This window comes from Burkholderia latens, from assembly GCF_001718795.1.
GTDB classification, from domain to species: domain Bacteria; phylum Pseudomonadota; class Gammaproteobacteria; order Burkholderiales; family Burkholderiaceae; genus Burkholderia; species Burkholderia latens_A.
On the sequence record NZ_CP013438.1, the window covers coordinates 1,991,921 to 2,016,119 of the forward strand.

General features: G+C 68.0%; 16 protein-coding genes and 1 pseudogene. 9 read left to right on the forward strand and 8 right to left on the reverse strand.

What is annotated here, in order from left to right; all coding sequences use genetic code 11:
* Positions 1-29 precede the first annotated feature (29 nt).
* Together WK25_RS28120 and WK25_RS28125 are read left to right on the forward strand one after the other, a co-directional pair.
* Positions 30-566 carry a GNAT family N-acetyltransferase gene (locus WK25_RS28120; protein WP_069243335.1) on the forward strand — a complete coding sequence of 179 codons (537 nt, stop codon included), beginning with the start codon at positions 30-32 and terminating at the stop codon, positions 564-566.
* A 120-nt stretch (positions 567-686) separates the two neighbouring features.
* Positions 687-1,421, forward strand: a complete 735-nt coding sequence (locus WK25_RS28125) for a metallophosphoesterase family protein (RefSeq protein ID WP_069243336.1) — start codon at positions 687-689, stop codon at positions 1,419-1,421.
* Between the two features lie 173 nt (positions 1,422-1,594).
* Here the strand turns inward: WK25_RS28125 and WK25_RS28130 are convergent, their stop codons facing one another.
* Together WK25_RS28130 and WK25_RS28135 are read right to left on the reverse strand one after the other, a co-directional pair.
* Positions 1,595-2,917: an ATP-binding protein gene (locus WK25_RS28130; RefSeq protein ID WP_069243337.1), complete on the reverse strand. Its 1,323-nt coding sequence runs from the start codon at positions 2,915-2,917 to the stop codon at positions 1,595-1,597.
* A complete protein-coding gene (locus WK25_RS28135) occupies positions 2,914-3,654 on the reverse strand; it encodes a response regulator (protein ID WP_059548575.1) in 741 nt (246 codons plus the stop codon). The genes WK25_RS28130 and WK25_RS28135 overlap by 4 nt, the downstream gene beginning before the upstream one ends.
* Positions 3,655-3,882: 228 nt before the next feature.
* Here WK25_RS28135 and WK25_RS28140 point away from each other — a divergent pair, with 228 nt between their 5' ends.
* Complete coding sequence (locus WK25_RS28140) at positions 3,883-4,449, forward strand: thioredoxin family protein (protein ID WP_059548573.1); 567 nt, start codon at positions 3,883-3,885, stop codon at positions 4,447-4,449.
* Between the two features lie 28 nt (positions 4,450-4,477).
* Here WK25_RS28140 and WK25_RS28145 read toward each other — a convergent pair whose 3' ends face one another.
* A complete protein-coding gene (locus WK25_RS28145; RefSeq protein WP_069243338.1) occupies positions 4,478-5,287 on the reverse strand; it encodes a hypothetical protein in 810 nt (269 codons plus the stop codon).
* 204 nt (positions 5,288-5,491) lie between these two features.
* Positions 5,492-6,127: an FMN-binding negative transcriptional regulator gene (locus tag WK25_RS28150; protein WP_069243339.1), complete on the reverse strand. Its 636-nt coding sequence runs from the start codon at positions 6,125-6,127 to the stop codon at positions 5,492-5,494.
* Positions 6,128-6,244: 117 nt separating this feature from the next.
* Here WK25_RS28150 and WK25_RS28155 point away from each other — a divergent pair, with 117 nt between their 5' ends.
* Positions 6,245-7,747, forward strand: coding sequence for a PLP-dependent aminotransferase family protein (locus WK25_RS28155; RefSeq protein WP_069243340.1), 1,503 nt, complete (start codon positions 6,245-6,247; stop codon positions 7,745-7,747).
* A 155-nt stretch (positions 7,748-7,902) separates the two neighbouring features.
* Positions 7,903-10,101: a penicillin-binding protein 1A gene (locus WK25_RS28160; RefSeq protein WP_069243341.1), complete on the forward strand. Its 2,199-nt coding sequence runs from the start codon at positions 7,903-7,905 to the stop codon at positions 10,099-10,101.
* 156 nt (positions 10,102-10,257) lie between these two features.
* On the opposite strand, the pseudogene WK25_RS28165 reads toward WK25_RS28160, so the two are convergent.
* Positions 10,258-11,558: pseudogene (locus tag WK25_RS28165) on the reverse strand (hypothetical protein).
* Positions 11,559-11,824: 266 nt separating this feature from the next.
* Complete coding sequence (locus tag WK25_RS28170; RefSeq protein ID WP_040138699.1) at positions 11,825-13,243, reverse strand: MFS transporter; 1,419 nt, start codon at positions 13,241-13,243, stop codon at positions 11,825-11,827.
* Between the two features lie 418 nt (positions 13,244-13,661).
* Here WK25_RS28170 and WK25_RS28175 point away from each other — a divergent pair, with 418 nt between their 5' ends.
* A complete protein-coding gene (locus tag WK25_RS28175; RefSeq protein ID WP_069243342.1) occupies positions 13,662-16,124 on the forward strand; it encodes a DUF3772 domain-containing protein in 2,463 nt (820 codons plus the stop codon).
* A gap of 140 nt (positions 16,125-16,264) precedes the next feature.
* Here the strand turns inward: WK25_RS28175 and WK25_RS28180 are convergent, their stop codons facing one another.
* A complete protein-coding gene (locus WK25_RS28180; RefSeq protein ID WP_040138701.1) occupies positions 16,265-17,776 on the reverse strand; it encodes an aldehyde dehydrogenase family protein in 1,512 nt (503 codons plus the stop codon).
* 619 nt (positions 17,777-18,395) lie between these two features.
* Here WK25_RS28180 and WK25_RS28185 point away from each other — a divergent pair.
* The 3 genes from WK25_RS28185 to WK25_RS28195 all read left to right on the forward strand — a co-directional run bounded on the left by WK25_RS28185 (position 18,396) and on the right by WK25_RS28195 (position 22,172).
* Positions 18,396-19,976: an amino acid permease gene (locus WK25_RS28185; RefSeq protein WP_059548561.1), complete on the forward strand. Its 1,581-nt coding sequence runs from the start codon at positions 18,396-18,398 to the stop codon at positions 19,974-19,976.
* A gap of 134 nt (positions 19,977-20,110) precedes the next feature.
* Complete coding sequence (locus WK25_RS28190) at positions 20,111-21,379, forward strand: NAD(P)/FAD-dependent oxidoreductase (protein ID WP_040138703.1); 1,269 nt, start codon at positions 20,111-20,113, stop codon at positions 21,377-21,379.
* A gap of 118 nt (positions 21,380-21,497) precedes the next feature.
* The gene (locus WK25_RS28195; protein ID WP_040138704.1) at positions 21,498-22,172 is read left to right on the forward strand and encodes a TetR family transcriptional regulator; all 675 of its coding nucleotides are present in this window, start codon (positions 21,498-21,500) and stop codon (positions 22,170-22,172) included.
* A 123-nt stretch (positions 22,173-22,295) separates the two neighbouring features.
* Here the strand turns inward: WK25_RS28195 and WK25_RS28200 are convergent, their stop codons facing one another.
* Positions 22,296-24,122: a phospholipase D-like domain-containing protein gene (locus WK25_RS28200; RefSeq protein ID WP_069243343.1), complete on the reverse strand. Its 1,827-nt coding sequence runs from the start codon at positions 24,120-24,122 to the stop codon at positions 22,296-22,298.
* Positions 24,123-24,199: the final 77 nt, after the last annotated feature.

Here is a 24,199-nt window from a genome sequence, read left to right on the forward strand (position 1 = left end):
CACAACACATCGTTCGCGACTGACACGCGATGAAAGTCGATGCGCCGCCCCGCTCCGGCTTCCCCGGCCTGTCGCTCCGCCAGCTCGACCGCGCGGATTTCGACAAGTGGTTCGCGTATCTGTCGAATCCGGACGTCGTGCGCCACACGAGCTGGAACCTGCGTTCCCGCCGCGATCTGCTGCCGTTGTTCGCCAACATCGAATCGCCTCATCCGGACTCGATCCGCCGTCTCGCGATCGTCGACGACGCATCCGGCGCGCTGGCCGGCACGATCGGGCTGCATACGATATCGCCGATTAATCGCTCCGCCGAAATTGCATACGATCTCGCGCCGCCGTACTGGGGGCGCGGCATCGCAAGCGCGCTCTGCGCGAGCGTCACAGCGTGGGCATTCGCAGCCGAAGGCTTCGTGCGCGTGCAAGGCGTCGTGCTGACGACCAATGCCGGCTCCGCGCGCGTACTCGAGAAATGCGGCTACCGGTACGAAGGCTTGCTGCGTGCATACAGGATGGTGCGCGGCGTGCCGCGCGATTTCGCGATGTACGCGCGCATCGCGACCGACTGACGCGCCGGCCGGCAAACGGACGCGGGTGGCCGTGCGATGCGTGCACGCCGCCGTCGACGCGATTGGACGATCCACGCCGAATTGGCGACAATCGCCGTTCCCCGCATCGACTGCTTCGTCATGAAAATCGCCGCGCTATCCGACATCCACGGCAACCTCGCCGCGCTCGACGCGGTGCTCGACGACGTGCGCCGCCGCGGCGCCGACGTGATCGTCAATCTCGGCGACATCGTGTCGGGGGCGCTCCAGCCGGCCGAAACGGCCGAGCGCCTGATTGCGCTCGACCTGCCAACCATCAAGGGCAATCACGAGCGACAACTGCTGACCGGGGATCGCGACACGATGGGTCCGTCCGATCGCTGGGCGCACGACACGCTGTGCGACGAGCATCGCGCATGGATCGCCGCGCTGCCCGAGCGCGTGACGCTCGGCGACGACGTGCTGCTCGTGCACGGCACGCCCGCGAGCGACCTCGTCTATTTCCTCGAAACGGTCACACCGGAAGGCTGCCGCGCGGCGACGCCCGATGAAATCGCGCAGCGCGCCGGCGACGTGCCGGCATCGCTGATCCTGTGCGGGCACACGCACGTGCCCCGCATCGCGAGGCTCGACGACGGCCGGCTCATCGTCAACCCGGGCAGCGTCGGCCTGCAGGCATACGCCGACGATCAGCCGCATCCGCACCGGATCGAAACCGGTTCGCCGCATGCGCGCTATGCGATGGTGTCGCGCACGCGGGCCGGGTGGCACGCGGCGTTTCACGCGGTCGAGTACGACTGGCACACGGCCGCCGCCACCGCGGCATCGCGCGGGCGCGACGACTGGGCCGTCGCGCTGCGCACCGGGCGGTGCTGACGCATCGCCGCCTTCTCCACACCGCGTCCCAACGCACGGCTCTGGTCAGATATCCGGCATTGACGATCGCGCCCGGCGGCGTCGACATGCACGATCTCGCCGCGCACCGCAGCGTCGCGCGGCATCACGCGGCGCCAGCCTGCCGCGTCACCCCGCTGCGCCGCGCCACCGCATCACGCCGCATTCGCGAGCGTCAACCGCGCTTCCAGGCCGCCGCCATCCGGCCGGTTGCGCAGCGTGAGCGTGCCGCCCATCGCGAGCGCAAGTTGTCGTGCGATCGCGAGGCCGAGCCCGGTGCCGCCCGTCTCGCGATTGCGTGACGTCTCGACGCGCCGGAACGGCTCGAACACCGCGTCGAGTTGATCGTCCGGAATGCCGGGCCCGCGGTCGAGCACCGCGATGACGGCGCCGCCGCCGGGCGCCGGCTGCACGTCGATCTCGGCCGCGCCCGCGAACTTCAGCGCGTTGTCGACGAGATTGCCGACGATCCGGCGCAGCGCCTTCGGCCGCGTGACGAGCGCGAGCGGGCCGCCGCCGTGCAGCGCGACATCCTGCCCCGCATCCATGTAGTCGCACACGATGCTGTCGAGCAGCGCATCGAGGTCGATGCGACGCGCGGCCTCTTCCGTGCCGTGCAGCGTGCGCGCATATGCGACGCCTTCCTTCACCAGATGCTCCATCTCGATCAGGTCCTGGCGCAGCTTCGCGCCCTGCGCGTCGTCGTCCATCACGTCGACGCGCAACCGCATCCGCGTGATCGGCGTCTGCAAGTCGTGCGAGATCGACGCAAGGATCTGCATGCGTTCCGCCATGTACTGCGCGATGCGGTCCTGCATCGCATTGAACGCCCGCGCGGCGCGCGCGACTTCGGACGGCCCGTCCTCGCGCAGGCGTTCGCCCTTCAGGTCGGGGCCGAGCGCGTCGGCCGCCTGCGCGAGCTGGTTCAGCGGCCGCGTCGCGAGCCGCACCGCGATCCAGCAGCACGCGGCCAGCACCGCCAGTTGCAGCGCGAGCACGTAAGGCAGCCACCCCGACAGCGGCACCGTCGACATCGGATGGATGTCGATCGTCAGCGGCGAGCCGTCGGTCAGGCGCAGATGTACTTGCAGATGCTCGCTATCGCCCGGCATCGCGTTCGCGGTCAGCGGATAGTCGCCACCGATGCCGTCCGAAATCGAGCGCTCGACGCGCGCCGACAGTCTTGCCTCCGGCGGCGTTCCCGTCTCGCCGGGGCCGAGGATGAATGCGTAGCTGCGCCGCGCGAGACGCGGCAGCCATGCGGCGCGCTGGTCCGGCGGAAGATGGTCGAGCAGCGCGACCGAGCTCGCGACCTCGCGCTCGATGTAGCCCATCATCAGGTTGGTCGTTGCCTGGTCGCGCTCCATCACGGTGAGCCAGAACGAGAGCGTCTGCGCGAGCACGAGGCCGACGCACAGGATCAGCGCGAGCCGGGTGAACAGCGAGCGCGGCCAGTGCCACAGCGTGCGCGCGTTCATGCGTCGCCTTCCACCGACGTCACCGCCGACGAGAACACGTAACCCTCGTTGCGCAGCGTCTTGATGTAGCGCGGCTCGCGCGCGCCGTCGCGCAGCCGCTGGCGCAGCCGGCTCACGAGCAGGTCGATCGACCGGTCGAACGGATCGGACTGCCGGCCCTGCGTAAGGTTGAGCAGCTGATCGCGGGTCAGTACGCGTTGCGGGTTGTCGACGAACACGCGCAGCAGCCGGTATTCGGCGCCGCTCAGCGCGACCAGCGTGCCTTCGGCGTCGAGCAGATGGCGCCCCGTCGTGTCGAGACGCCATTCGCCGAACGCGAGCATCGCGGCCGTCTCCGTCACCTGCATGCCGGGCGGCAGCATCCGCGCGCGCCGCAGCACCGAGCGGATCCGCGCGAGCAGCTCTCGCACCGCGAACGGCTTCGCGAGATAGTCGTCGGCGCCCATTTCGAGGCCGATGATGCGGTCGGTTTCCTCGCCGCGCGCGGTCAGCATCAGCACCGGCACCGTGCGGAACTTGCCGGCGCGCAGATCCCGGCACAGCGTGAGCCCGTCCTCGCCGGGCAGCATCAGGTCGAGCACGATCAGGTCGGGCGCGCCGTCGTCGAGCACGTTGCGCATCTCGCGGCCGTTCGCGGCGACCGACACGCGCATGCCGTTCTTCTCGAGGTAATCCGCGATCAGTTCGCGGATCGCGCGATCGTCGTCGACGATCAGTACGTGGTCGATTTTGTCCATGAATCGGTGTCGGTGTCGTGAGGGTTCGCCTGGCGATGTCCGCTGTTATACCGCACCGCGGGCGCGCGTTTGTATCGCAATGTATCGCGCCGCCACGACGACACACAACATTGCACATGCGCGACCGGCCGGACACATCGCAGATACGTCGGCGCGGCCCAATGGGGGCTGTCGAAACCTGTCCGGCCGACGCACCCGCGCGACGGCCGCCCTACCCGGAGAACCGCCATGCTGCCCCGATTCAAGACCGCCGCCTTCGTGATCGCCCTCGCCGCCACGGCGGGGCTCGCCGCGTTCGCCGGCACCCGCGACGACCCCGGCATGACCGCGTCGCTCGCCGGCACGCAGGCGCCCGATTTCACCGGCATCGAGCGCTGGCACAACAGCGCGCCGCTCAAGCTGGACCAGTTGCGCGGCAAGGTCGTGCTGGTCGATTTCTGGACGTACTCGTGCATCAACTGCATTCATACGATTCCGTACGTGAACGACTGGTACCGGAAGTATCGCGACCAGGGGCTCGTCGTGGTCGGCGTGCATACGCCCGAGTATCCGTTCGAGCGCGATGCGAAGAACGTTGCCGACGCGATCAAGCGTTTCGACATCCGGTATCCGGTCGCGCAGGATAACCGCTACGACACGTGGCGCGCGTACGGGAATCAGTACTGGCCCGCGCTGTATCTGATCGACGCGAACGGGAAAGTCGTCTACACGCGGTATGGCGAAGGCGGGTATGACAAGACCGAGGCGGCGATTCGCGGCGCGCTGGCGCAGGCGGGGACGACGCGGACGCAGTAGCAGGTCGGCACGTGCTGTTCGGTGCGGCTCACTTCGCCTTTGGGCGCGACGCGTACTCGTTCACGTCGAATATCACCTCGAGTCCTCGCCGCTCCGCGTGCGCGACAAGGCCGTTGTCGAGCAGACGAATGCGCTCACCGGATCGAATGCCCGGGTACTCGTCCGCATAAGAGAAGTCGAGCGCGTACGCGGCCAGTCGGCCGACAGCGGGATTCGCTACAGCAGAGGCATAACCGGCGGACAACAGCAGGATGACGATGCCGAACACGAATGCACCCGCCGCGTGGTTGCCGATCGCGCGTTCGGCCGCTGCCACGCGTCCGAGCGTACATGCAAGCCAGCCGGTCGGATTCACTGCGAAGATGCGCAGGAATGGACGAAAAGATGACGTCGTCATCACGCCCAGAATCGACACGGAGCACACGAACAGCAGAATGGCACTGACAACGACGCCCCATCCGATGGGAATGAAAAGAACCGCGAACAGTGCCACCGTCACGTCGAATGACTGCGGGGGCAGTCGCACAACCATGCCGACGAACTGCCTTGAGACTCCCAAGCAGATTGGCGCAAGCAGCGTGCTCACAACGACGATCGGCATCGTCCCGATCTGCGACCGGCTGAATGCAAGCAGTTTCGGCACGAACCAGATCAAGAATCCGGCCATGAACAGTACCAACGGAACCGCCATCACCAACGTCAGCGTGCGTTGCTCCGTCCACGGAATCGCGACGAGGGCGCCCATGACGAGCGTCAACGCGGCATTGCCCGATGTGTAAAGTTTCCCGGAAGGCGATTGCGCCTTCCATTTCTCGAATAGAGGCTTGAGCAGGGTCATAGTGCGGGATGAAAAGGGGGTTCAAGCGGCGCGCATCGCCTGCGCGTGTTCCGTCACGGCAAGTACGCCACTGCACGATACACACCCACCCCGACACGGGCAATTTCGCCGCGACGCGTCAACGCGCGGCGAATTCCGCGTTACGGCCCCGCCCGGCTCCGCGCCGTCGCTTGACCTCGCCGCCCCCACGCCGTGCGTCGCTCGCTAGCGCTTTGCGTCGGCCTCCGCCAGCATCGCTTCACCGATCGCGAAATGCCCCTCCGCGATCAGCGCATCGGCCGCACCGCGCATATCGTCGACCGTCCTGTTCTGCCCGAGCTTGCGCTTGCCGACGAGCCGCGTGATCTCGATCTGCAGCCCGACGATCGACTGCAGCATCGCATCGAGATAGTCCTTCGGCGCGTCGGCCATCTTCCACGGCAACGGTTGCGACGCCTCGTGCGTGCGCGTCAGCCGCGCAACCACGCCCCGCACGAACTTCTCGTCGTCGCGCACCGTGATGCGGCCGTGCGCGTGCACGACCATGTAATTCCAGGTCGGCACGTGCCGATGCGTGACGTGTTTGCTCGGATACCAGTTCGGCGAAACGTAGGCGTCGCCACCGCGGAAAATGACAAGCACCTCGTCGCCGTTCGCGACCTCCTGCCACACCGGATTCGCCCGCGCGACGTGCGCATGCAACTCGCCGGCGCCGCCATCGCCGGACACCAGCTCGAACGGAAGATGGTTCGCGTCGAGGCCGCTCTTCCCATGCGTGACCAGGCTGCCGAACGGGTGCTGCACGATCAGCTCGCGCAGCGCGTCGGGACGGGATTCGGCGAAATCGGCGGGGACATACATGGCGGCTCCACGGTCGGACAGGGTTCTGGCGGAAACGGGCACGGCATGCGCCGATTGTGAGCGTTATCTGGTTTATTCTGTAGAGCCAGTTTCAAACAATTTCAGCAGACCAGAATCATGGCCAGAACCGCCCGGATCGTCGAAATCCCGTCGCTCGGCACGCTCGACCGCGCGGCCGGCGATCTGAGCCGTCAACTCGCGCAGGCGTTGCGCGACGCGGTGCGCCGCGGCGACGTGCGGCCCGGCGACCTGCTGCCGTCCACGCGGCTGCTCGCGGCGTCGCTGCAAGTCGCGCGCGGAACCGTCGTCGATGCGTATGCGCAGCTTGTCGCCGAAGGGTTTCTCGAATCGCGCGGCGGCGCCGGCACGCGGGTCGCGAACGCGCTGGCGAAGCCTGCGCCCCCCGGCGAGCCGTCTGCGGCGCATCTGCGCACCGCTCACGGCGCGCCCACCGGCTTGCCCGAGCCGGCCGCGACGTTCGCGCGGATCGCCCGCGAATTTCGCCCATTGCCGGCCGCGCCGTTCGCGATCTCGGTGCCGGCCGGCCCCACCGCGCCCGACGACATCTGGCGCCGCCTCGGCAACCGCTTGCGCGCCCGCGGCGACGGCGCGCCGTCCGGCTATACGGATCCGCAGGGCGCATTGCCGCTGCGCGAAGCGATCGCCGACCACGTGCGCCGGTCGCGTTCGGTTCGCTGCAGTGCCGCTCAGGTCGTGATCACGAGCGGCACGCAGCAAGGACTGCATCTCGCGACTCAGGTGCTGCTCGGCGCGGGCGATCGCGCGTGGGTCGAGAATCCCGCGTATCGCGGCATCACCGCGCTGCTCGACAGCACCGGGCGGCGCGATGCGATGGTGCGCGTGCCGGTCGACGCGGACGGCATCGACGTCGAAGCCGGCATCCGCGCCGCACCCGACGCACGCGCGGCATTCGTCACGCCGTCGCACCAGTACCCGCTCGGCATGCCGATGAGCATGGCGCGGCGCAATGCGCTGCTCGGGTGGGCGCGCACGCATCGCGCCTGGGTCGTCGAAGACGATTACGACAGCGAGCTGCGTTACGAAGGCCATCCGTTTCCGTCGCTGCAAGGGCTCGATCCGGATCGCGTCGTCTATCTCGGCACCTTCAGCAAGATCCTGTTCCCGTCGCTTCGGCTCGGCTACGTGATCGCGCCCGACAGCCTCGTTCCGGCGTTTTGCGGCGCGCGCGTGCTGATGGATCGCCACGCGCCGACGGCCGATCAGCACGTGCTCGCCGCGTTCATCGCCGAAGGTCACCTCGACCGCCACATCCGCCGCGTGCGAGGCGTCTACGCAGAACAGCGCGCGCTGCTGATCGACACGCTGCACGCGCGACTGCCGCGCGAGCTCGCGTGGCTCCAGCCGGGCAACCAGGGCATGCACGTCGTACTGTGGCTCGCGCAACGGCTCGACGATGTCGACGTGGTCGCGCGCGCGGCGCTGGCCGGTGTCGCGGTGCGGGCCGTATCGCCGATGTTCGCACCGGGCACCGAACGCAGCGGCCTCGTGCTCGGTTTCGGCGGGTTCGAGCGCGCGCTGATGGAGGCGGCCGCGCAGCGGCTCGCATACGTGATCGGCGAAGCGGCTGCGGGCCGCTGATCCGGCGAATCGCCGCGCGCATTTACACGCAAAGATTGGCCGCAGGCAACAAACGTAATCGTCTGTAAATCTTGCAAGAAAACCGGCCTTTTCGTCACAGCCGCTGCCGGCCGGTTTGCTAGGATCGCGCCTTTTCCGCTCGGGCTCCCGCCGCCGTGACTCGCTTCGTGCCGTTTCTTCGCAATCTGTCGGTTCGCTGCCGTGACGGCGCCCGCGCGCTGGGTGTCGGCGCGTGGCAGCGCGTGCGCCACCCGACACGCAGCGGGATCGCGCTGACCGTCGGCGCGATCCCGCTGCTGGGCGTGCTCGTGCTGCTCGCGTTCGTTCCGTTCACGCCGAGCATCGGCGACATCCGCAAGGCGCGCATCGACCGCCCGGCGCGCGTGCTGTCGGCCGACGGCCAGCTGATCGCCGAGTTCCGACCGGTGAACCGCGAATGGGTGCCGCTCAAGCAGATCTCGCCGCACATGGTCGACGCGCTGATCGCGACCGAGGATCATCGCTTCTACGCACACCACGGGATCGACTGGCGCCGCACGCTCGCGGCGGGGCTGCATACGTTTTCTGGCAGCCGTCAGGGCGGCTCGACGATCACGCAGCAGCTCGCGCGCAACCTGTACCCGGACGAAGTCGGGCGCGCGCCCACGCTCACGCGCAAGCTGAAGGAGCTGATCACCGCATTCAAGATCGAGATCGTCTACAGCAAGGACGAAATTCTCGAGACCTACCTGAACACCGTCCCGTTCCTCTACAACGCGTACGGCGTCGAAATGGCCGCGCGCACCTATTTCGGCAAATCGGCCGACGATCTCGACGTCGTCGAAAGCGCGACGCTCGTCGGGATGCTGAAGGGCAACAGCTACTACAACCCGGTGCTGAATCCGGAACGCGCGGTTCAGCGCCGCAACATCGTGCTCGGCCGGATGGCCGCAATGGGCATGCTGTCGCCGCGGCAACTCGCGCAACTGCAGCGGCGGCCGCTGCGCGTCGACTTCGAACCGCAGACAGCGCAGCCCGGCCCCGCGCCGCATTTCGCGGTACAGCTGCGCAAGTGGCTGATCGCGTGGGCCGACCGCAACAACTACGATCTCTATTCCGACGGCCTCGTCGTGCGCACGACGCTCGATGCGCGCTTGCAGGACATGGCAACGCAAGCGCTCGTGCAGCAGACCGACCGCCTGCAGGCGATCGCCGACAGCGCGTGGCGCGGCCCGTCCGGCTGCGGGCTGCGCAACGACCTGTTCCGCGGCTTCATCCGGCAGACGCCCGACTATCGCGCCGCGCGCGACGCGGGACTCGCCGATACGGCAGCGCTGAAGCAGCTCGGCGCGAATCGCGCGTTCATGCGTGCGCTGTGCGAGCGCAAGACGCAGGTGCAGGCCGGCTTCGTCGCGATCGATCCGCGCAACGGCGCGATCCGCGCGTGGGTCGGCAGCCCCGACTTCGGCAGCGAGCCGTTCGACCATGTCGTGCAGGCGCGGCGCCAGCCCGGCTCGACGTTCAAGCCGTTCGTCTACGGCGCCGCGTTCGCGGACGGCATGCGTCCGGGCGATACGTTCGTCGATCGCCCGGTCGCGATCCCGATCGGCACGCATGCGGTGTGGCGCCCGACCGACGCCGAGCCGCCGACGGACGCGCCGATGACGCTGCGCGACGGACTCGCGCTGTCACGCAACCGCATCACCGCACAGGTGATGCAGCGCGAAGGCGCGGCGAAGGTCGCGCAGCTCGCGCGCGCGATGGGCGTGCGCGACAGCCCGCTCGACGCGGTGCCGTCGCTCGCGCTCGGCACGAGCCCGGTCACGCTGAAGGAAATGGTGTCCGCGTACGGGACGATCGCGAACCGCGGCGTGTACGTCGCGCCGCAGATGATCACGCGCATCGAGGATCGCGATGGCAAGGTGCTCGCCGCGTTCGGCAGCGCGCCGCCAGAACGCGCGCTGCCGGAGACGGCGGCGCAGACGCTCGTCGACACGATGCGCAGCGTCGTCGACTACGGGACCGGTGCCGACATTCGGTCGCGCTACGGGATCCGCATCGACGTGGCAGGCAAGACCGGCACGACCCAGGACAACACGGACGGCTGGTTCATCCTGATGCATCCGCAACTGGTGGCCGGCGCGTGGGTCGGCTTCGACGACGGCAGCGTGACGCTGCGCAGCGACTACTGGGGCGCGGGCGCGCACAGCGCGCTGCCGATCGTCGGGTCGTTCTACGATGCGGCGCTGCGTGCACGCGCAATCGATCCGCATGCGCAGTTCTCGCCGGACTTCCGGCCGCGCAGCGCGCCCGCGCCGGTGCCGAGGCGGCGGCCGCATGTCGGGCTGTTCGACTGGCTGAAGATTTTCCGCTGATCGCGGCAGCGCGATGGCGCTTCATGCGGCCGATCCGAAGGAATCGCAACGCGCACGGGCGGTGCATCGCACGCTAGAGGGCCCACGGCTACGCACACTGAATGAACGGCCTCGCCGACACGCTTGAATCGGGCCGGCAGCAATGCCGGCCATTCGTCAGTCCGCCGTGTCGCCGTTCTTCGGCAATTTCGACCATGCGTGGCGGCCCGGCGCCGGCGACCATGCGGGACGCGTCTTGCGTTCGCTGTCGATGACGACCAGATAGCGGCCGGCAATCGGCGTGATGTCGCGATCATGGCGCAGCACCCACAGCGACTTGCCCGCCTCGACGCGCGCCTGGTAGTCGTCGTCGAGGATGCCGTGACGGTCGAGGAACGTGTTCAGCGATGCGGGAATCCGCACGCACCCCTTCGAGTGCCGGATGCCTAGCAGCGGCTCGAGGCGGTCCGGATCGGTGGCGTGCATCTGGAAGCGCATCGGCGACTTGCCGCCCTTGCCCCAGCCACGCTCGCCGTCCACCCAGCCGAAGTCGTAGATCCGCATGTCGCGCTGCCCGTAGCCGCGAATGCCGTTGTCGTTGGTCGTGCCTTCCGCACGAAAGTCCATGTGATCGGGCGAATGATGGAACACGCCCAGCGGCGTCAGGAAGTGATCGTACTGTCCGGGCCAGCCGGTGCCGACCGGCGACGCGCCGATCATCAGCCATTCATTCTTCGGCGTCGCACGGAAGTAGATGAACAGTGCCTGCACGTTCGGCGCGCGATCGACCATCGCGACGTATTCGCCTGCGAGGTCGCCGAGGTTCGCATCGTCGAGCGCCTTCTGAAGCCGCTCGCCGTACGCACGTTGTTCGCTCGCGGGCACGTTCAGGCGCCGTGTGACTTCCTGCGGGAAGCGCTTGCGCATGTCGATCGCGCGTGCGGTCGCGTCTTTCGCCTCGTCGGCCGACAACGGCGGATGCCGGCGCGGCGGCGTCGGTGCGGCGGCCTCTGATTCGCTCGCGGGCATGCCGGACGCAGCCGATGCGGGCGATGCCGCAGAAGCCGGCGATGCAGCGGACGCGGCGGGCGCCGATGCGTCGCTCGCGGGCGCGGCGTGGTGAGGTGCGGCGGAGGCGGTTGACGATGGTGTCGCTGCCGGCGACGCATGCGCGGACGAAGCCGAATGCGCGGCGGAACCGGGATGGGCGGACGAAGCCATTGCTGAGGATGGCGTAGCAACTGACGCCGGCGCGTCGGACGCGGCCGACGCCGGCTGCTCGACGAGCATGGAAATCGGGACAGCGGCAGCGAGCCACATCGATGCGGCTGCGAGGGTACGGCGGCGCGGTGTGGACAAACGCCGCGCGAGGTCGGAAAGTGTCATGCGATCGAGGCCATCGGCCGAACCGGCCGCCGCACGCGGCGGCGGCACGTCTTCCGCGCAAGCCATCGACACGCCGGACACACGCTGGGCATCCGGCGCCGACGCCTCTTCGCGGTGGGGCCGTGCGCGCATGAACGCGTCCGGCACGATGGCGGCTAATGAGTCGTCAGGTCTTTCATTCTACTCGGGCGAACACGGATCCGCAGGGCCGAACCCCCGGTTTTGCGGGGATTTTGCGCTTGGTCACGCTTTGTTTCAACTCGTTGCGGGTTGCGTCGCGGGTGCAGCGCAGGCTGACGTGTTCGCGATTTCCGGCCACGTGTGCGCGCGCACTCGACATGCGCGCCCCCTCCGTTGCCTACTTCGAAATGGTTTCGAGCGCGATGCCTTTCGTGCGCGGCCCCATGAACCCGATCGCTGCCATCACGATGACCATCGCGCCCGCGATGAACGCAAACACGCCAAACGTGCCGAAGCCTTTCAGCACGGCCGCGATGACGAACGACGAGAAGATCGCCGAGAACCGGCTCCACGAGTAGACGAAGCCCACCGCGCGCGCGCGGATCGAAGTGGGGAAAAGTTCGGCCTGGTACGCGTGGAAGCTGTACGACATGATGTTGCTCGCAAGCGTGAGACCGATGCCGAGCACGATCAGGAACGCGCCGATCGTCGTCTGGCTGAACAACAGCCCGCACACCACGATCGCCGCCGCCATCGCGACGATCACCGACTTGCGCTCGAAGCGGTCGGCGATCACGAGGCCGATTAGCGGGCCGAGCGGCGCGGCGAGCGCAATCACGCTCGAATACATGAGGCTCGACGTGATCGTGATGCCCTGTTTGATCAGCAGCGTCGGCACCCAGTTCGCGAAGCCGTAGAAGCCGACCGTCTGGAACACGTTGAAGATCGTCATCATGATCGTGCGGCTGCGATACGGCGGCACCCACATGTCGCGGAAACTGCCGCGCGGCGGCACCGGTTCCGCCGGCGCGGGCGGCGGCAGCGGCCGGCCGTATTCGGCTTCGACCTTCGCCTCGAGCGCGCGCATGATGCGGTCGGCTTCATCGACGCGGCCCTGTTGCGCGAGCCAGCGCGGGCTTTCCGGCAGTTCGCGGCGAATCCACCACACGAACAGCGCGCCGTGCGCGCCGATCAGCACGACCCAGCGCCAGCCGTCGACGCCGAACGGCGCGTGCGGCACGAGCAGGTACGCGAGGAACGCGACCACCGGCACCGCGACGAAGCCGACCGCCTGCTCGCACGCGAACGCGCGGCCGCGTATCTGCTTCGGCACGAGTTCGGAGATGTACGTGCCGATCGTGACCATCTCGACCCCGAGCCCGAGGCCGACGACGAAACGCCAGAAGTTCAGACCGCCCGCCGTGTCCTGGAACGCCATCACGACGTTGGCGGCCGTGTACCACAGCAGCGACCACGTGAAGATCGCGCGGCGGCCGAAGCGGTCCGCGAGGAAGCCGCATGCGATCGTGCCGATGAAGAGGCCGGAGAACAGCGCGGCGATGAAGCTCGCGACGCCCGTGGTGCCGAACAACCCGTGCGTGGTCGCAGACAGGATCCCGCTTTTCACGAGCCCGGGCGCGACGTAGCCGCTATACAGCAGATCGTACAGTTCGAAGAAGAAGCCGAGGCTCAGCAGCACGACGAGCTTCCAGACGCTGCGGGTGGGCGGCAGGCGGTCGAGGCGTGCCGAGATCGAGCCGGGGTCGATGGAGGAAGACGAGGCAGCTGCCTCGGGAATGCTGTCCGTTGAGACCATCTTGGTCGTGTCTCCTGATCGTGTCGTGTGTTGTTGTACAGCGCGCCGGCAGGCCGCCGTCGGATGATTCGCTGCATTGTACCGGCACGCCGCACGGGCAGCGTCGCGACGTGAACCGGTTCCGGCACCGCGTTTTCGCGCGGAACGAGATGTAAATTGCGTAACTGTCTGTCGGGCTCGTCGTTCATGCCGGCGTCGGGAATTGAGGTCGCGCGACCGCCCGGCCAACCGCCGCGGCGGCCTCTGCATGGGCTCGCGGGCCGCGTGCCGACCACCATCCGCACGTCCGCTCGCGCCCCGCCCGAGCCCGAATTGGCACGCCCCGCGCCGCCGCACCCCGGTAACATGCTACCGGGCCAACTCCCGGCTTCCGGATGCCTTTCGGCATCCGGCATCGTCGGCAAAACGTAAGTATTCCATGTCCATGCAACGACTCTCCACGTACGCACGACGGATCGCGTTGATCGCACTGCTGCAGTTCGCGGCGATTGCGACCGCGGCCGCGTTCCCCTCTCCCGCGTCCGCGCCGGGCGCGAGCGGCGTCGGCGTCCCCGTGCCGGCCATTTCGCTGAGCGACGCACTCGCGCAGCTCAAGCAAATGCAGGTGCAACAGGACCGCATCAAGCAGCAGACGTCGACCGCGACCAACAGCAAGGAGCTCGACGAGCTCGGCGACGCGACGCAGGAACTGAGCGCCGACGTCGACAAGCTGCAGAGCCAGCTCGTTCCGCAGCGCACGCAGGTGCAGGCGCAGCTCGACGTGCTCGGGCCGCCGCCGGCGCCGGGGGCGTCGCCCGAAACGCCAGCGGTCGCGCAGCAGCGGGCGGCGCTGAACGCGCGCAAGGCGCAGATCGATGCCGCGCTGAAACAGGTGGCCGACCAGAAGACGAACCTGTCGAACCTGAACGATCAGTTCGCGAAGCTGCACCGCAGCTTGCTGAGGAACCAGCTCGCGTTCCGCTCGGGCAGCATCTTCGGCGCACAGTTCTGGCTGCCGCTGTTCCATCTGTCGCCTGACGACGTCCGGCGGCTCGAGGACTTCAACGACGAACTGCGCGACATGCTGCGTTCGTCGTGGACGCCGGGCCAGCGCGCGATCACGACGCTGCTGCTGATCGCCGCGCTCGCCGCGTGGCTCGGCGGACGCCGCATCGTCGAACGCGGGCTCGCGTGGGTGTGCCTGAACCGGCTGCCGCCAACGCGGCTGCGACGCAGCGCGCTCGCGCTGTCGACCGCGCTGGCGACACTGCTGGCCACCGCGGTCGCCGTCCAGATCCTCTACCTCGCGCTGGCGCGCCACTACGAGCTCACGCCGTCGATGACGGATCTGTGGGACCAATTCGCGAAGCTCGCGGTGACGTGCGCGCTGATCGCCGGCCTCGGCCGTGCGCTGCTCTGCACGAAACATCCGTCATGGCGGCTGCCCGCGCTCGCCGATCCCGTCGCGCTCGCGATGAAGCCGTTCCCGGGCGTGCTGGCCGCGCTGCTGCTGATATCGGGCACGATCGAATCGATCAACCGGATCGTCGACACGAGCCTGTCCGTCACGCTGTTTGGCCGCGGCATCGTATCGCTGGTCGTCGCGCTGACCGTCGGTGCGTCGATCCTGCGCGCGAATCGCGTGCGCAGCGCGCTTGCCGCGTCCGGCGAGGCGCCCGAGGACCGTTCGACGCTCGCGGGGCTGATCCACGCCGGCGTCACGGTCGCGATCGTCGTGTCGCTGGTCGCGCTGCTGATCGGCTACATCACGGTCGCGCGCTTCATCACGTACGAGCTCGTATGGTTCGAGATCGTGCTGTGCAGCGTCTACATCCTGACGCAGCTGACGCGCGACGCGAGCGAAAGCCTGTTCTCCGTGAACCTGTCGACGGGCAAGCAGATCAAGCACCTGTTCGCGCTTGACGACCGGCATCTGGACCAGGCGCACACGGTCGTGTCCGGCCTCGGCACGAGCCTGCTCATGCTGGTCGCGGCCATTGCGCTGCTGACGGGCGGCTTCGGCACGACGCCGAGCGACCTGCTCGACAGCGCGGTCGCGATGGTCGGCGGGCAGCGGCTGCAGAGCCTGAACATCATGCCCGACCGGATCATGAACGCCGTAATCGGCTTCGCGATCGGCTTCTACCTGCTGCGCTCGGTGCGCCGCTGGCTCGACGGCGAGTTCATGCCGGCGCTCGGCATGGACGCCGGCATGCGCGTGTCGCTCATCACGCTGTTCACCAACGTCGGGTACGTGCTGCTCGTGCTGATGACGCTGGGCCTGCTTGGCGTCAAGTGGAGCAATCTCGCGTGGATCGTCAGTGCGCTGTCGGTCGGTATCGGCTTCGGCCTGCAGGAGATCGTGAAGAACTTCGTATCGGGATTGATCCTGCTGACCGAGCGGCCGGTGAAGGTCGGCGACATGGTCAGCATCGCGGGCGTCGAAGGCGACATTCGCCGGATCAACGTGCGCGCGACCGAGATCCAGCTCAGCGACCGCTCGACCGTGATCGTGCCGAACTCGCAGCTGATCTCGCAGAACGTGCGCAACGTGACGATGGGCAACAGCACGCAGGGCGTCGCGACGCTGATGCTGACGTTCCCGCTGAACACCGACCCGGAGCAGGTGCGCGACCTGCTGCTCGACGCGTACCGCGAACATCCGGCGATTCTCGACAAGCCGGCGCCGTCGGTCACGTTCAGCCAGCTCGCGCCGGACGGCATCACGCTCAGCGTGACCGGCTACGTGTCGAGCCCGCGGATCGCCAGCTCGACGAAGAGCGACCTGCTGTTCGAAATCCTGAAGCAGTTGCGCGCGGCGAAGATCACGTTGTCGACGCCGCAGATGCTGGTTGTGCAGAACATGCCGTCGGGCGACGGCGCCCCACGGCAGGAATCGTGAGCGCGTGACCGGGCGAGCGCGCTTGCGATCCGGCGTCGCATCGCGCCGCTCATTGCCTGAAACGACACGGGCCGGTTACCGCATCGCGGCAACCGGCCCGTGTCATTCGACGCGCGACGCGCCCGGCAGGGCGCGCACCATCACACGTCGAACTTCACCCCCTGCGCCAGCGGCAACTGCCGGCTGTAGTTGATCGTATTCGTCGCACGGCGCATATACGCCTTCCACGCGTCCGAACCGGACTCGCGGCCGCCGCCCGTTTCCTTCTCGCCGCCGAATGCACCGCCGATTTCCGCGCCGCTCGTGCCGATGTTCACGTTGACGATCCCGCAGTCGCTGCCCGCCGCCGACATGAACTGCTCGGCCTCGCGCATGTCGTTCGTGAAAATCGCCGACGACAACCCTTGCGGCACCGCGTTGTGCACGGCAATCGCGTCTTCGAAGTCGTCGTACACCATCACGTAGAGGATCGGCGCAAACGTCTCGCGCTCGACCACCGCCGACTGCTTCGGCATCCGCACGATGGCCGGACGCACGTAGTAAGCATCCGCATGACCGACATCGACGCGTTCGCCGCCCTTCACTTCGCCGCCCTGCTCGCGCGCGTCGGCGAGCGCCTTCTGCATCGCGTCGAACGACGCGCGGTCGACCAGCGGGCCGACGAGCGTGCCTTCCTCGAGCGGGCTGCCGACCTTCACCGACGCATAGGCCTTCTCGATGCGCGGCAGCAATTGATCGACGATGCTGCGATGAACGATCAGGCGGCGCAACGTCGTGCAGCGTTGGCCTGCCGTGCCGACTGCCGCAAACGTGACGGCGCGCACGACGAGATCGAGGTCGGCGCTCGGAGCGACGATCATCCCGTTGTTACCGCCGAGCTCGAGGATGCCGCGCGCGAGACGCTGGCTCAGCACCTTCGCGACTTCCTGGCCCATCCGCACGCTGCCGGTCGCGCTGATGACCGGCACCTTCTTCGACGACGTCAGCACCTCGCCGACGTCGCGCATGCCGAGCACCAGCTGATGCAGGCCTTCCGGCGCGACGCCCGGATGCGTCTTGTCGAATTCGCGCAACGCCTTGGCGAGCAGCTGATGGCACGCGATTGCCGTGAGCGGCGTCTTTTCCGACGGCTTCCACACGACCGGGTCGCCGCACACGAACGCGAGCGCCGCGTTCCACGCCCACACCGCGACCGGGAAGTTGAACGCCGAGATCACGCCGCACACGCCGATCGGGTGCCACGTCTCCATCATCCGGTGGCCAGGGCGCTCGGACGCGATCGTCAGGCCGTACAGCTGGCGCGACAGGCCAACCGCGAAATCGCAGATGTCGATCATTTCCTGCACTTCGCCAAGGCCTTCCGACGTGATCTTGCCCGCTTCGAGCGTGACGAGGCGGCCAAGCTCCGCCTTGTGCTCGCGCAGCACGTTGCCGAACACGCGCACGAGTTCGCCGCGCACCGGCGCCGGCACCGTGCGCCACTTGAGGAATGCGTCGTGCGCGGCGTCGATCTTGCGCTCGGCGTCGGCGGGCGAATCGACCGCCAGCGTCGCGAGCGTCGCGCCGTCGAGCGGCGAACGCGCGGTCAGCGCATTGCCTTTCCACTGGGCGAGATCGATGTCGAGCGCAGCAAGAATGTCGTTGAATTGCATCACTTCCTCTTCAGGGACAGATTGATCGGTGCGGCGGCAGCGCCGCCCGCGTGATTCGATTGGAGCGCGTTCGCGCGCCCTGTGCAAGCGGATGCGTCCGCGACGCAGGCCGGCGCACCGCGCGGCGCCGCCGGAACCGCGGCCGGCCGGCGCGCCCCAGCCTCGCGAGGCACGATCCATGAGACACATTGTCGGTGCCCACAAGTCCGGCCGCTATTGATATTAACTCACGACTTCATTCCTAAAACGCAACAACCGGGCATCGCGACACCGCCGGTTTCGGCGCGGCCGCTGGACCCGTCCAAGCACGCGAAGGGGCCGCTCACCCGTCCGTGGCGAACCGCCGGTTGATGACAAACCTGCATCACCCTGTGCAGAAATATCGGTTGCCGCACGCGCGGCCGGAACCCACAATCGGGGCGGCGTCGAGGTGCAGCGCACCCGGCGCGCCGACGGCTGCCGAACGGCGGCCGGACGACAGGCGAAGGCAACGCGCGCCGCGGCCCGGCGGGAGCCGGATCGAAGCGCGCGAAGCAGCGTCGCTGCCAGGCCGGCGGCCGGCCCTGCGTCGCCCTTCGCAGCCAAAGAACAATTCCGGAGACAGCGCCCAGCACCCGCCATGCATTCAGATGCCCGCCCCGACTCGCCCCGTCCGTCCGGCTCGCCGCCCGCGAAGCCGTCTCTCCACCGCAGCCTGCAGGCGCGCCATCTGCGGATGATCGCGATCGGCGGCTCGATCGGCACGGGCCTGTTCGTCGCGTCCGGCGCGTCGATCTCGCAGGCAGGCCCCGGCGGCGCGATGCTTGCGTACATGCTGATCGGCCTGATGGTCTACTTCCTGATGACGAGCCTCGGCGAAATGGCCGCGTTCATGCCGGTGTCGGGCTCGTTCGCGACCTACGGTGCAAAATTCGTCGACGAAGGCTTCGGCTTCGCGCTCGGCTGGAACTACTGGTACAACTGGGCGGTGACGCTCGCAGTCGAACTCGTCGCCGCGCAGCTGGTGATGAACTACTGGTTTCCGCATGTGCCGGGCGTCTGGTGGAGCGCGCTCTTCCTCGTGGTGATCTTTGCGCTCAACGCGCTGTCGGTGCGCGGCTTCGGCGAGGCCGAATACTGGTTCGCGCTGATCAAGGTGCTGACGGTGCTCGCGTTCGTCGGTGTCGGCCTGCTGATGATCTTCGGGATCATGCAGGGCGGCCCGAGCGCGGGCTGGGGCAACTTCACGATCGGCGACGCGCCGTTCGCGGGCGGCTGGGCAACCATGCTCGGCGTCGCGATGATCGCCGGCTTCTCGTTCCAGGGCACCGAAATGATCGGCGTCGCGGCCGGCGAATCGGAGAATCCGCGCACCACGATCCCGCGCGCGGTCAGCCAGATCTTCTGGCGCATCCTGCTGTTCTACGTGTTCGCGATCTTCGTGATCGGCGTGCTGATTCCGTACACCGACCCGAGTCTGCTGAAAAGCGACGTCACCGACATCGGCGTGAGTCCGTTCACGCTTGTGTTCCGCCACGCGGGCTTCGCGTTTGCGGCCGGCGTGATGAACGCGGTGATCCTGACGGCCGTACTGTCGGCCGGCAACTCGGGCATGTATGCGTCCACGCGGATGCTCTACAACCTCGCGGTCGAGGGTCGCGCGCCGAAAGTGTTCGCGAAGCTGTCGCCCGGCGGCGTGCCGCGCAACGCGCTCTACGCGACGACTGCCGTCGGCGCGCTGTGCTTCCTCACGTCGCTGTACGGCGACAAGACGGTGTACCTGTGGCTGCTGAATACGTCGGGGATGGCCGGGTTCATCACGTGGCTCGGCATTGCGGTCAGCCACTATCGCTTCCGCAAGGGCTTCCTGAAACAGGGTTACCGGCTCGACCAGCTGCCGTACCGCTCGAAGTGGTTCCCGTTCGGCCCGTTGTTCGCGTTCGTGCTGTGCGCGATCGTCGCGCTCGGCCAGGACTACCAGGCGTTCCTCGCCGACAAAATCGACTGGGCCGGCATCGCCGCCACCTACATCGGCCTGCCGTTCTTCCTGGTGATCTGGCTTGGCTACGCGCTGGTGCGCAAATGCCGGCTGGTGCGTTACGAAGACATGGAGATCGCGCCCTGGATCGATCGCAATGCGACGCACGACGCCACAGGCAAGACCGCCGCAGGCTATCCGGCCTACGTCGCCGCCCCGGTCAACCCGACGCCGGGGGCCTGAGCCCGGCAGGACGCGGGCCGCCGCTCGAGCGCGGCGGCCGCTGCGCTGAAACCCGATTCGACGCGGCGCGCGCGTTCAGGCAAGATCGACGCGCGCCGTCCGTTTTTCGCGCCGTTACGAGCCACCGAACCCGCATGCAGAACTTCTACGAAGCCACCGTTACCCGTCAGCCGTATCCGCAGCTAGCCGGCGCCGTCGACACGCAGGTCTGCATCGTCGGCGGCGGCCTCGCCGGCCTGTGCACGGCGCTGGGCCTCGTCGAGCGCGGCGTGCGCGACGTCGTCGTGCTCGACGGCGAGCGGGTCGGCTTCGGCGCGTCCGGCCGCAACGGCGGCTTCGTGTTCGGCGGCTACAGCCTCGACAACGCCGACCTGCTGCGCACGCTCGGCCGCGACGAAGGCCGGCGGCTGTACCGCTTGACGGTCGATGCGGTCGACCTGATCCGTGCGCGGATCGCCCGCTACGGAATCGACTGCGACATCGTCGACGAAGGCGTGATGCTCGCGAACTGGTTCGACGATTCGTCGCGACTCGACGGCGTGCGCACGCTGATGAAGCAGGAATTCGACGTCGACTGGGAGCCGGTCGCGACCGACGCGCTGCGCGCGCGGCTGAAGACGCAGCGTTACTACGGCGGCCTGTTCGAGCCGAACGCTTTCCACTTTCATCCGCTCAAATACGTGCTTGGCGTCGCGGCCGCCGCATCGCGCGGCGGTGCCCGCGTGTACGAAAGCTCGGCCGCGCTCGGCATCGCGCGCAAAGGCGCCGGCTACGACGTGCGCACCGCGCACGGCACGGTACGCGCGAAGGACGTCGTGTTCGCCGGCGGCGGCTATGCGCGCGGCGTGTCGCCGCGCATCGAGCGCGCGGTGCTGCCGATCGCGACCTACGTGATCGCGACCGAGCCGCTCGGCACGCGCCTGCCCGACGCGATCGACGCGCCGTATGCGATCTACGACACGCGCTTCGCGTTCGACTATTACCGTCCGCTGAAGGACACGCGCATTCTTTGGGGCGGCCGGATCTCGGTGCTCGACCGCGGCCCCGACGCGATCGCGCGGCTGCTGCGGCGCGACCTGCTGCGCGTGTACCCGCAGCTCGACGGCGTGAAGGTCGACTACGCGTGGGGCGGACTGATGAGCTATGCGCGGCACAAGATGCCGCAGATCGGCCGCGATGCCGACGGCGTATGGCATGCGATCGCGTTCGGCGGTCACGGGATGGCACCGACCACCGTAGCCGGCGAAGCGCTCGCCGCCGCGCTGGCCGGCGAGCAACCCGTGCCGCAAGGCTTCGCCGCGTTCGGGCTCACACGCACGTTCGGGCTTGCCGGCCTCGCCGCCGCGCAGCTCACTTACACCGCGTACCAGGCCCGCGACGCGCTCGCGTCGTATCGGCGCTGAACGACGGCGGCAACAGCGCAAATCGCGCGGCCGATTAGAGCGGCAGGTCGGCCGGGCGGGGATTTCCCGCATGCTAGAATGGTTTCTCCATGCCGCCGCCAACCCACAACAAAGTCACATGAAAGCTGGAAGCAAGGCTGCCACGTCCGAAAGCCGCGCGCTTGCGACCGATGCGCGGCGCAAATACGATCCCGAGCAAACGAAGCGCAACATCCTCGACGTCGCCACGCAGGAATTTTCCGCGATGGGCCTCGCCGGCGCGCGCGTCGACGCAATCGCCGAGCGCACCAACACGACGAAGCGGATGCTCTACTACTACTTCGAAAGCAAGGAAGGCCTGTACGAGGCCGTGCTGGAGAAGGTGTACGGCGACATCCGCGAGCTCGAGCAGGAGCTGCACGTCGGCGACATGGAGCCGCGCGAAGGCATGCGCAGGCTCGTCGAATTCACGTTCGACTACCACGACAAGCACCGCGACTTCGTGCGCCTCGTGTCGATCGAGAACATCCACGGCGCGAAGTATCTCGAACAGCTGAAGTCGTTCAAGAACCGCAACGTCAGCATCATCAAGACGCTCGAGGAACTGCTCGAGCGCGGCGCGGCGAGCGGCGTGTTCCGCAAGGACATCGACGCGTTCGACCTGCACCTGCTGATCAGCTCGTTCTGCTTCCATCGCGTGTCGAACCGCTACACGTTCGGCGCCGCATTCGGTCGCGATCCGTCGGCGCCGCGGCTGCGTGCGCGGCATCGCGAGACGATCGCCGATACCGTGCTGCGCTACGTCTGCGCTTAAGCGCCCCGCACCGCTGCAGCGAAAGGCCGGCGGGCGAGCGGCGCACTCGCGGTCCGGCACACGTTTCCAGCGGCAGCGCACCGCGTGCACCCGGCATGGGCGGTGCGCGCGTGCCGCACTCGTTCAGGCCACGCGACGCCGGACCGGCTCGGCAGTCGGCTCCACCGGCACGCTCGACGCCAGTGCGATCCGCGCCTTCTCCTCCGGGCTTCCCGCCACGTAGTACTTCTTCGCCCAGCTCGAATCCGGTGCAAGCGCGAGTTGCCGCGATGCACCGCCGCCGCGCCGCCTGGTTTCGATCGACAGCGCCCGCGCACGGTAATGTTCGTAAAGCCGCAGGAATTCGGCGAGATAGATCGCCGCGATCCGCGCATCGCGGATCTCGAGCAGGTTTTCGTCGTTGTATTGCTCGGAGTTGCGGCTCATGTTCGCCGAGCCCGTATAGACGATCGGATTTGCGCCTTCCGCATCGATCACGATGAATTTGTGATGGATCACGACCGGCGGATAGGCCGGAGCCGGTTCGCCCGGAAACAGGCGCAGCTCCGGCTCGAAGCCCTGCGGCACCGTCGCCGGCGAAAAATACGCGGCATCGATCACGTCGCGTCGGTCGCGGCGGCGATGGTAAAGCTCCAGGTTCGCGAGCGTCGCCGCATCGAGCGGCTCGCCGTCGCGGCGCTCGGCATCGGCCTTCGTCGCACTGCCGACGTTGATGCGGTTCACCAGCCCGAACATCATCAACCCGCGGTCGCCCGCGGCGAAGCACGCGTCGCGCAGCGCCGCATCGGTCGGCATGAACAGGCAGAACGACACCGAATGCCGAGCGGCCTCGATCGCGGCGACGATCGTATCAATCTCCGTGCGCTGCCCGGCCGGCTCCGGCGAAAACGCGACGCGCACCTGCGCGCTGCCGATCGTCAGCGGCTCGGACCATCCCGGCGACAACTTCGCCGTCACCGCGATCGGCGGATTCGCGGCCAGCGCCCGGGCGCGCGCGTTGTACTGCGCGGCAAGCGCCGGCGAATCGAACGTGTGCAGCACGTTGGCCTGCTCCGTCAGCCCTTCGGTCGTGAAGTTCGCGGAGCCGGTCAGCACGCGCGCAGGCGTCGGCGCGGACGCGCCGCTCGCGCGCGCGTCGGTCACGATGAACTTGTCGTGCATGATGTGCGTCCGATCGCGCGGCGCCAGCGTCGCGAGGCCTTGCAGCGCGTCGACCGCCGGCTGGTTCGGCGAAGGCAGCGGCGGCTTGCCCTTGCGCCCGGTCGTATGCGCGTCGTAGACGATCGCGAGCGCCGCCGCGCCGTGCGTGCGCCCGAACGCTTCGAACGCCGGAAGCGCCCACAGTGTGTCCGTGAGGTGATAGACGGCCGACACCGCGCGCGACGCCGGATCGAGCATTTCGGAGAACACCTGCTCCATGTCGTTCGCGAGCCACGTGCGCAGCTTCAGCGCCTCGTCCGCGCTCGGCGCCGCGTCCGGCGCGAGACCCAGCACCGCGACCTGCTTCGCGAACGCCTGCGAGCTCACCACCGCGCGGTTGAACCACGTGCCGATGCCGTCGACGACGTGCGCGGGCAGCACGACGTCGCATACGCCGGCTTGCGCATCGAGCAGCTGCAGACGCTCCGGCGTGCCGACGACGGGGAAGACGTGATAGCGGAACGACGCACCGCGGTCCTGCGGATCGATGCGCGCGTCCCACCACATGAATTTCTGAATCGGCGCCTGGTCGGTCGGCGCGTCGCCCTGCGTGCCGGCGGCCGGGCCGTCGAACGTGAGCCGGTTCGGCAGCCAGCTGTTCGGCGCGCGGGTCTTGCCGTCCGCCGACCAGAAACCGGGCGTGCGGCGGATCGCAAAGCCGAGGAAGTCGTCGCGCGAGCGCGCGGCTGCCCAGTCGAAGGCAAGCAGCACGAGAGTCGGGGAAAGATAGCTGCGTACGCTGACGGTCATTCAGTGCTCCTGGCGCGTGGCCGATCGACGTGAATGGGTCAGTGTCGACAGCGGTTTTTCCAGCGCGATGACCGTTC

Excerpts from the sequence above, each read along its gene's own strand:
- WK25_RS28120 (WP_069243335.1), top strand. The coding sequence starts at position 30 with ATGAAAGTCGATGCGCCGCCCCGCTCCGGCTTCCCCGGCCTGTCGCTC.
- WK25_RS28125 (WP_069243336.1), top strand. The coding sequence starts at position 687 with ATGAAAATCGCCGCGCTATCCGACATCCACGGCAACCTCGCCGCGCTC.
- WK25_RS28130 (WP_069243337.1), bottom strand. The coding sequence starts at position 2,917 with ATGAACGCGCGCACGCTGTGGCACTGGCCGCGCTCGCTGTTCACCCGG.
- WK25_RS28135 (WP_059548575.1), bottom strand. The coding sequence starts at position 3,654 with ATGGACAAAATCGACCACGTACTGATCGTCGACGACGATCGCGCGATC.
- WK25_RS28140 (WP_059548573.1), top strand. The coding sequence starts at position 3,883 with ATGCTGCCCCGATTCAAGACCGCCGCCTTCGTGATCGCCCTCGCCGCC.
- WK25_RS28145 (WP_069243338.1), bottom strand. The coding sequence starts at position 5,287 with ATGACCCTGCTCAAGCCTCTATTCGAGAAATGGAAGGCGCAATCGCCT.
- WK25_RS28150 (WP_069243339.1), bottom strand. The coding sequence starts at position 6,127 with ATGTATGTCCCCGCCGATTTCGCCGAATCCCGTCCCGACGCGCTGCGC.
- WK25_RS28155 (WP_069243340.1), top strand. The coding sequence starts at position 6,245 with ATGGCCAGAACCGCCCGGATCGTCGAAATCCCGTCGCTCGGCACGCTC.
- WK25_RS28170 (WP_040138699.1), bottom strand. The coding sequence starts at position 13,243 with ATGGTCTCAACGGACAGCATTCCCGAGGCAGCTGCCTCGTCTTCCTCC.
- WK25_RS28175 (WP_069243342.1), top strand. The coding sequence starts at position 13,662 with ATGTCCATGCAACGACTCTCCACGTACGCACGACGGATCGCGTTGATC.
- WK25_RS28180 (WP_040138701.1), bottom strand. The coding sequence starts at position 17,776 with ATGCAATTCAACGACATTCTTGCTGCGCTCGACATCGATCTCGCCCAG.
- WK25_RS28185 (WP_059548561.1), top strand. The coding sequence starts at position 18,396 with ATGCATTCAGATGCCCGCCCCGACTCGCCCCGTCCGTCCGGCTCGCCG.
- WK25_RS28190 (WP_040138703.1), top strand. The coding sequence starts at position 20,111 with ATGCAGAACTTCTACGAAGCCACCGTTACCCGTCAGCCGTATCCGCAG.
- WK25_RS28195 (WP_040138704.1), top strand. The coding sequence starts at position 21,498 with ATGAAAGCTGGAAGCAAGGCTGCCACGTCCGAAAGCCGCGCGCTTGCG.
- WK25_RS28200 (WP_069243343.1), bottom strand. The coding sequence starts at position 24,122 with ATGACCGTCAGCGTACGCAGCTATCTTTCCCCGACTCTCGTGCTGCTT.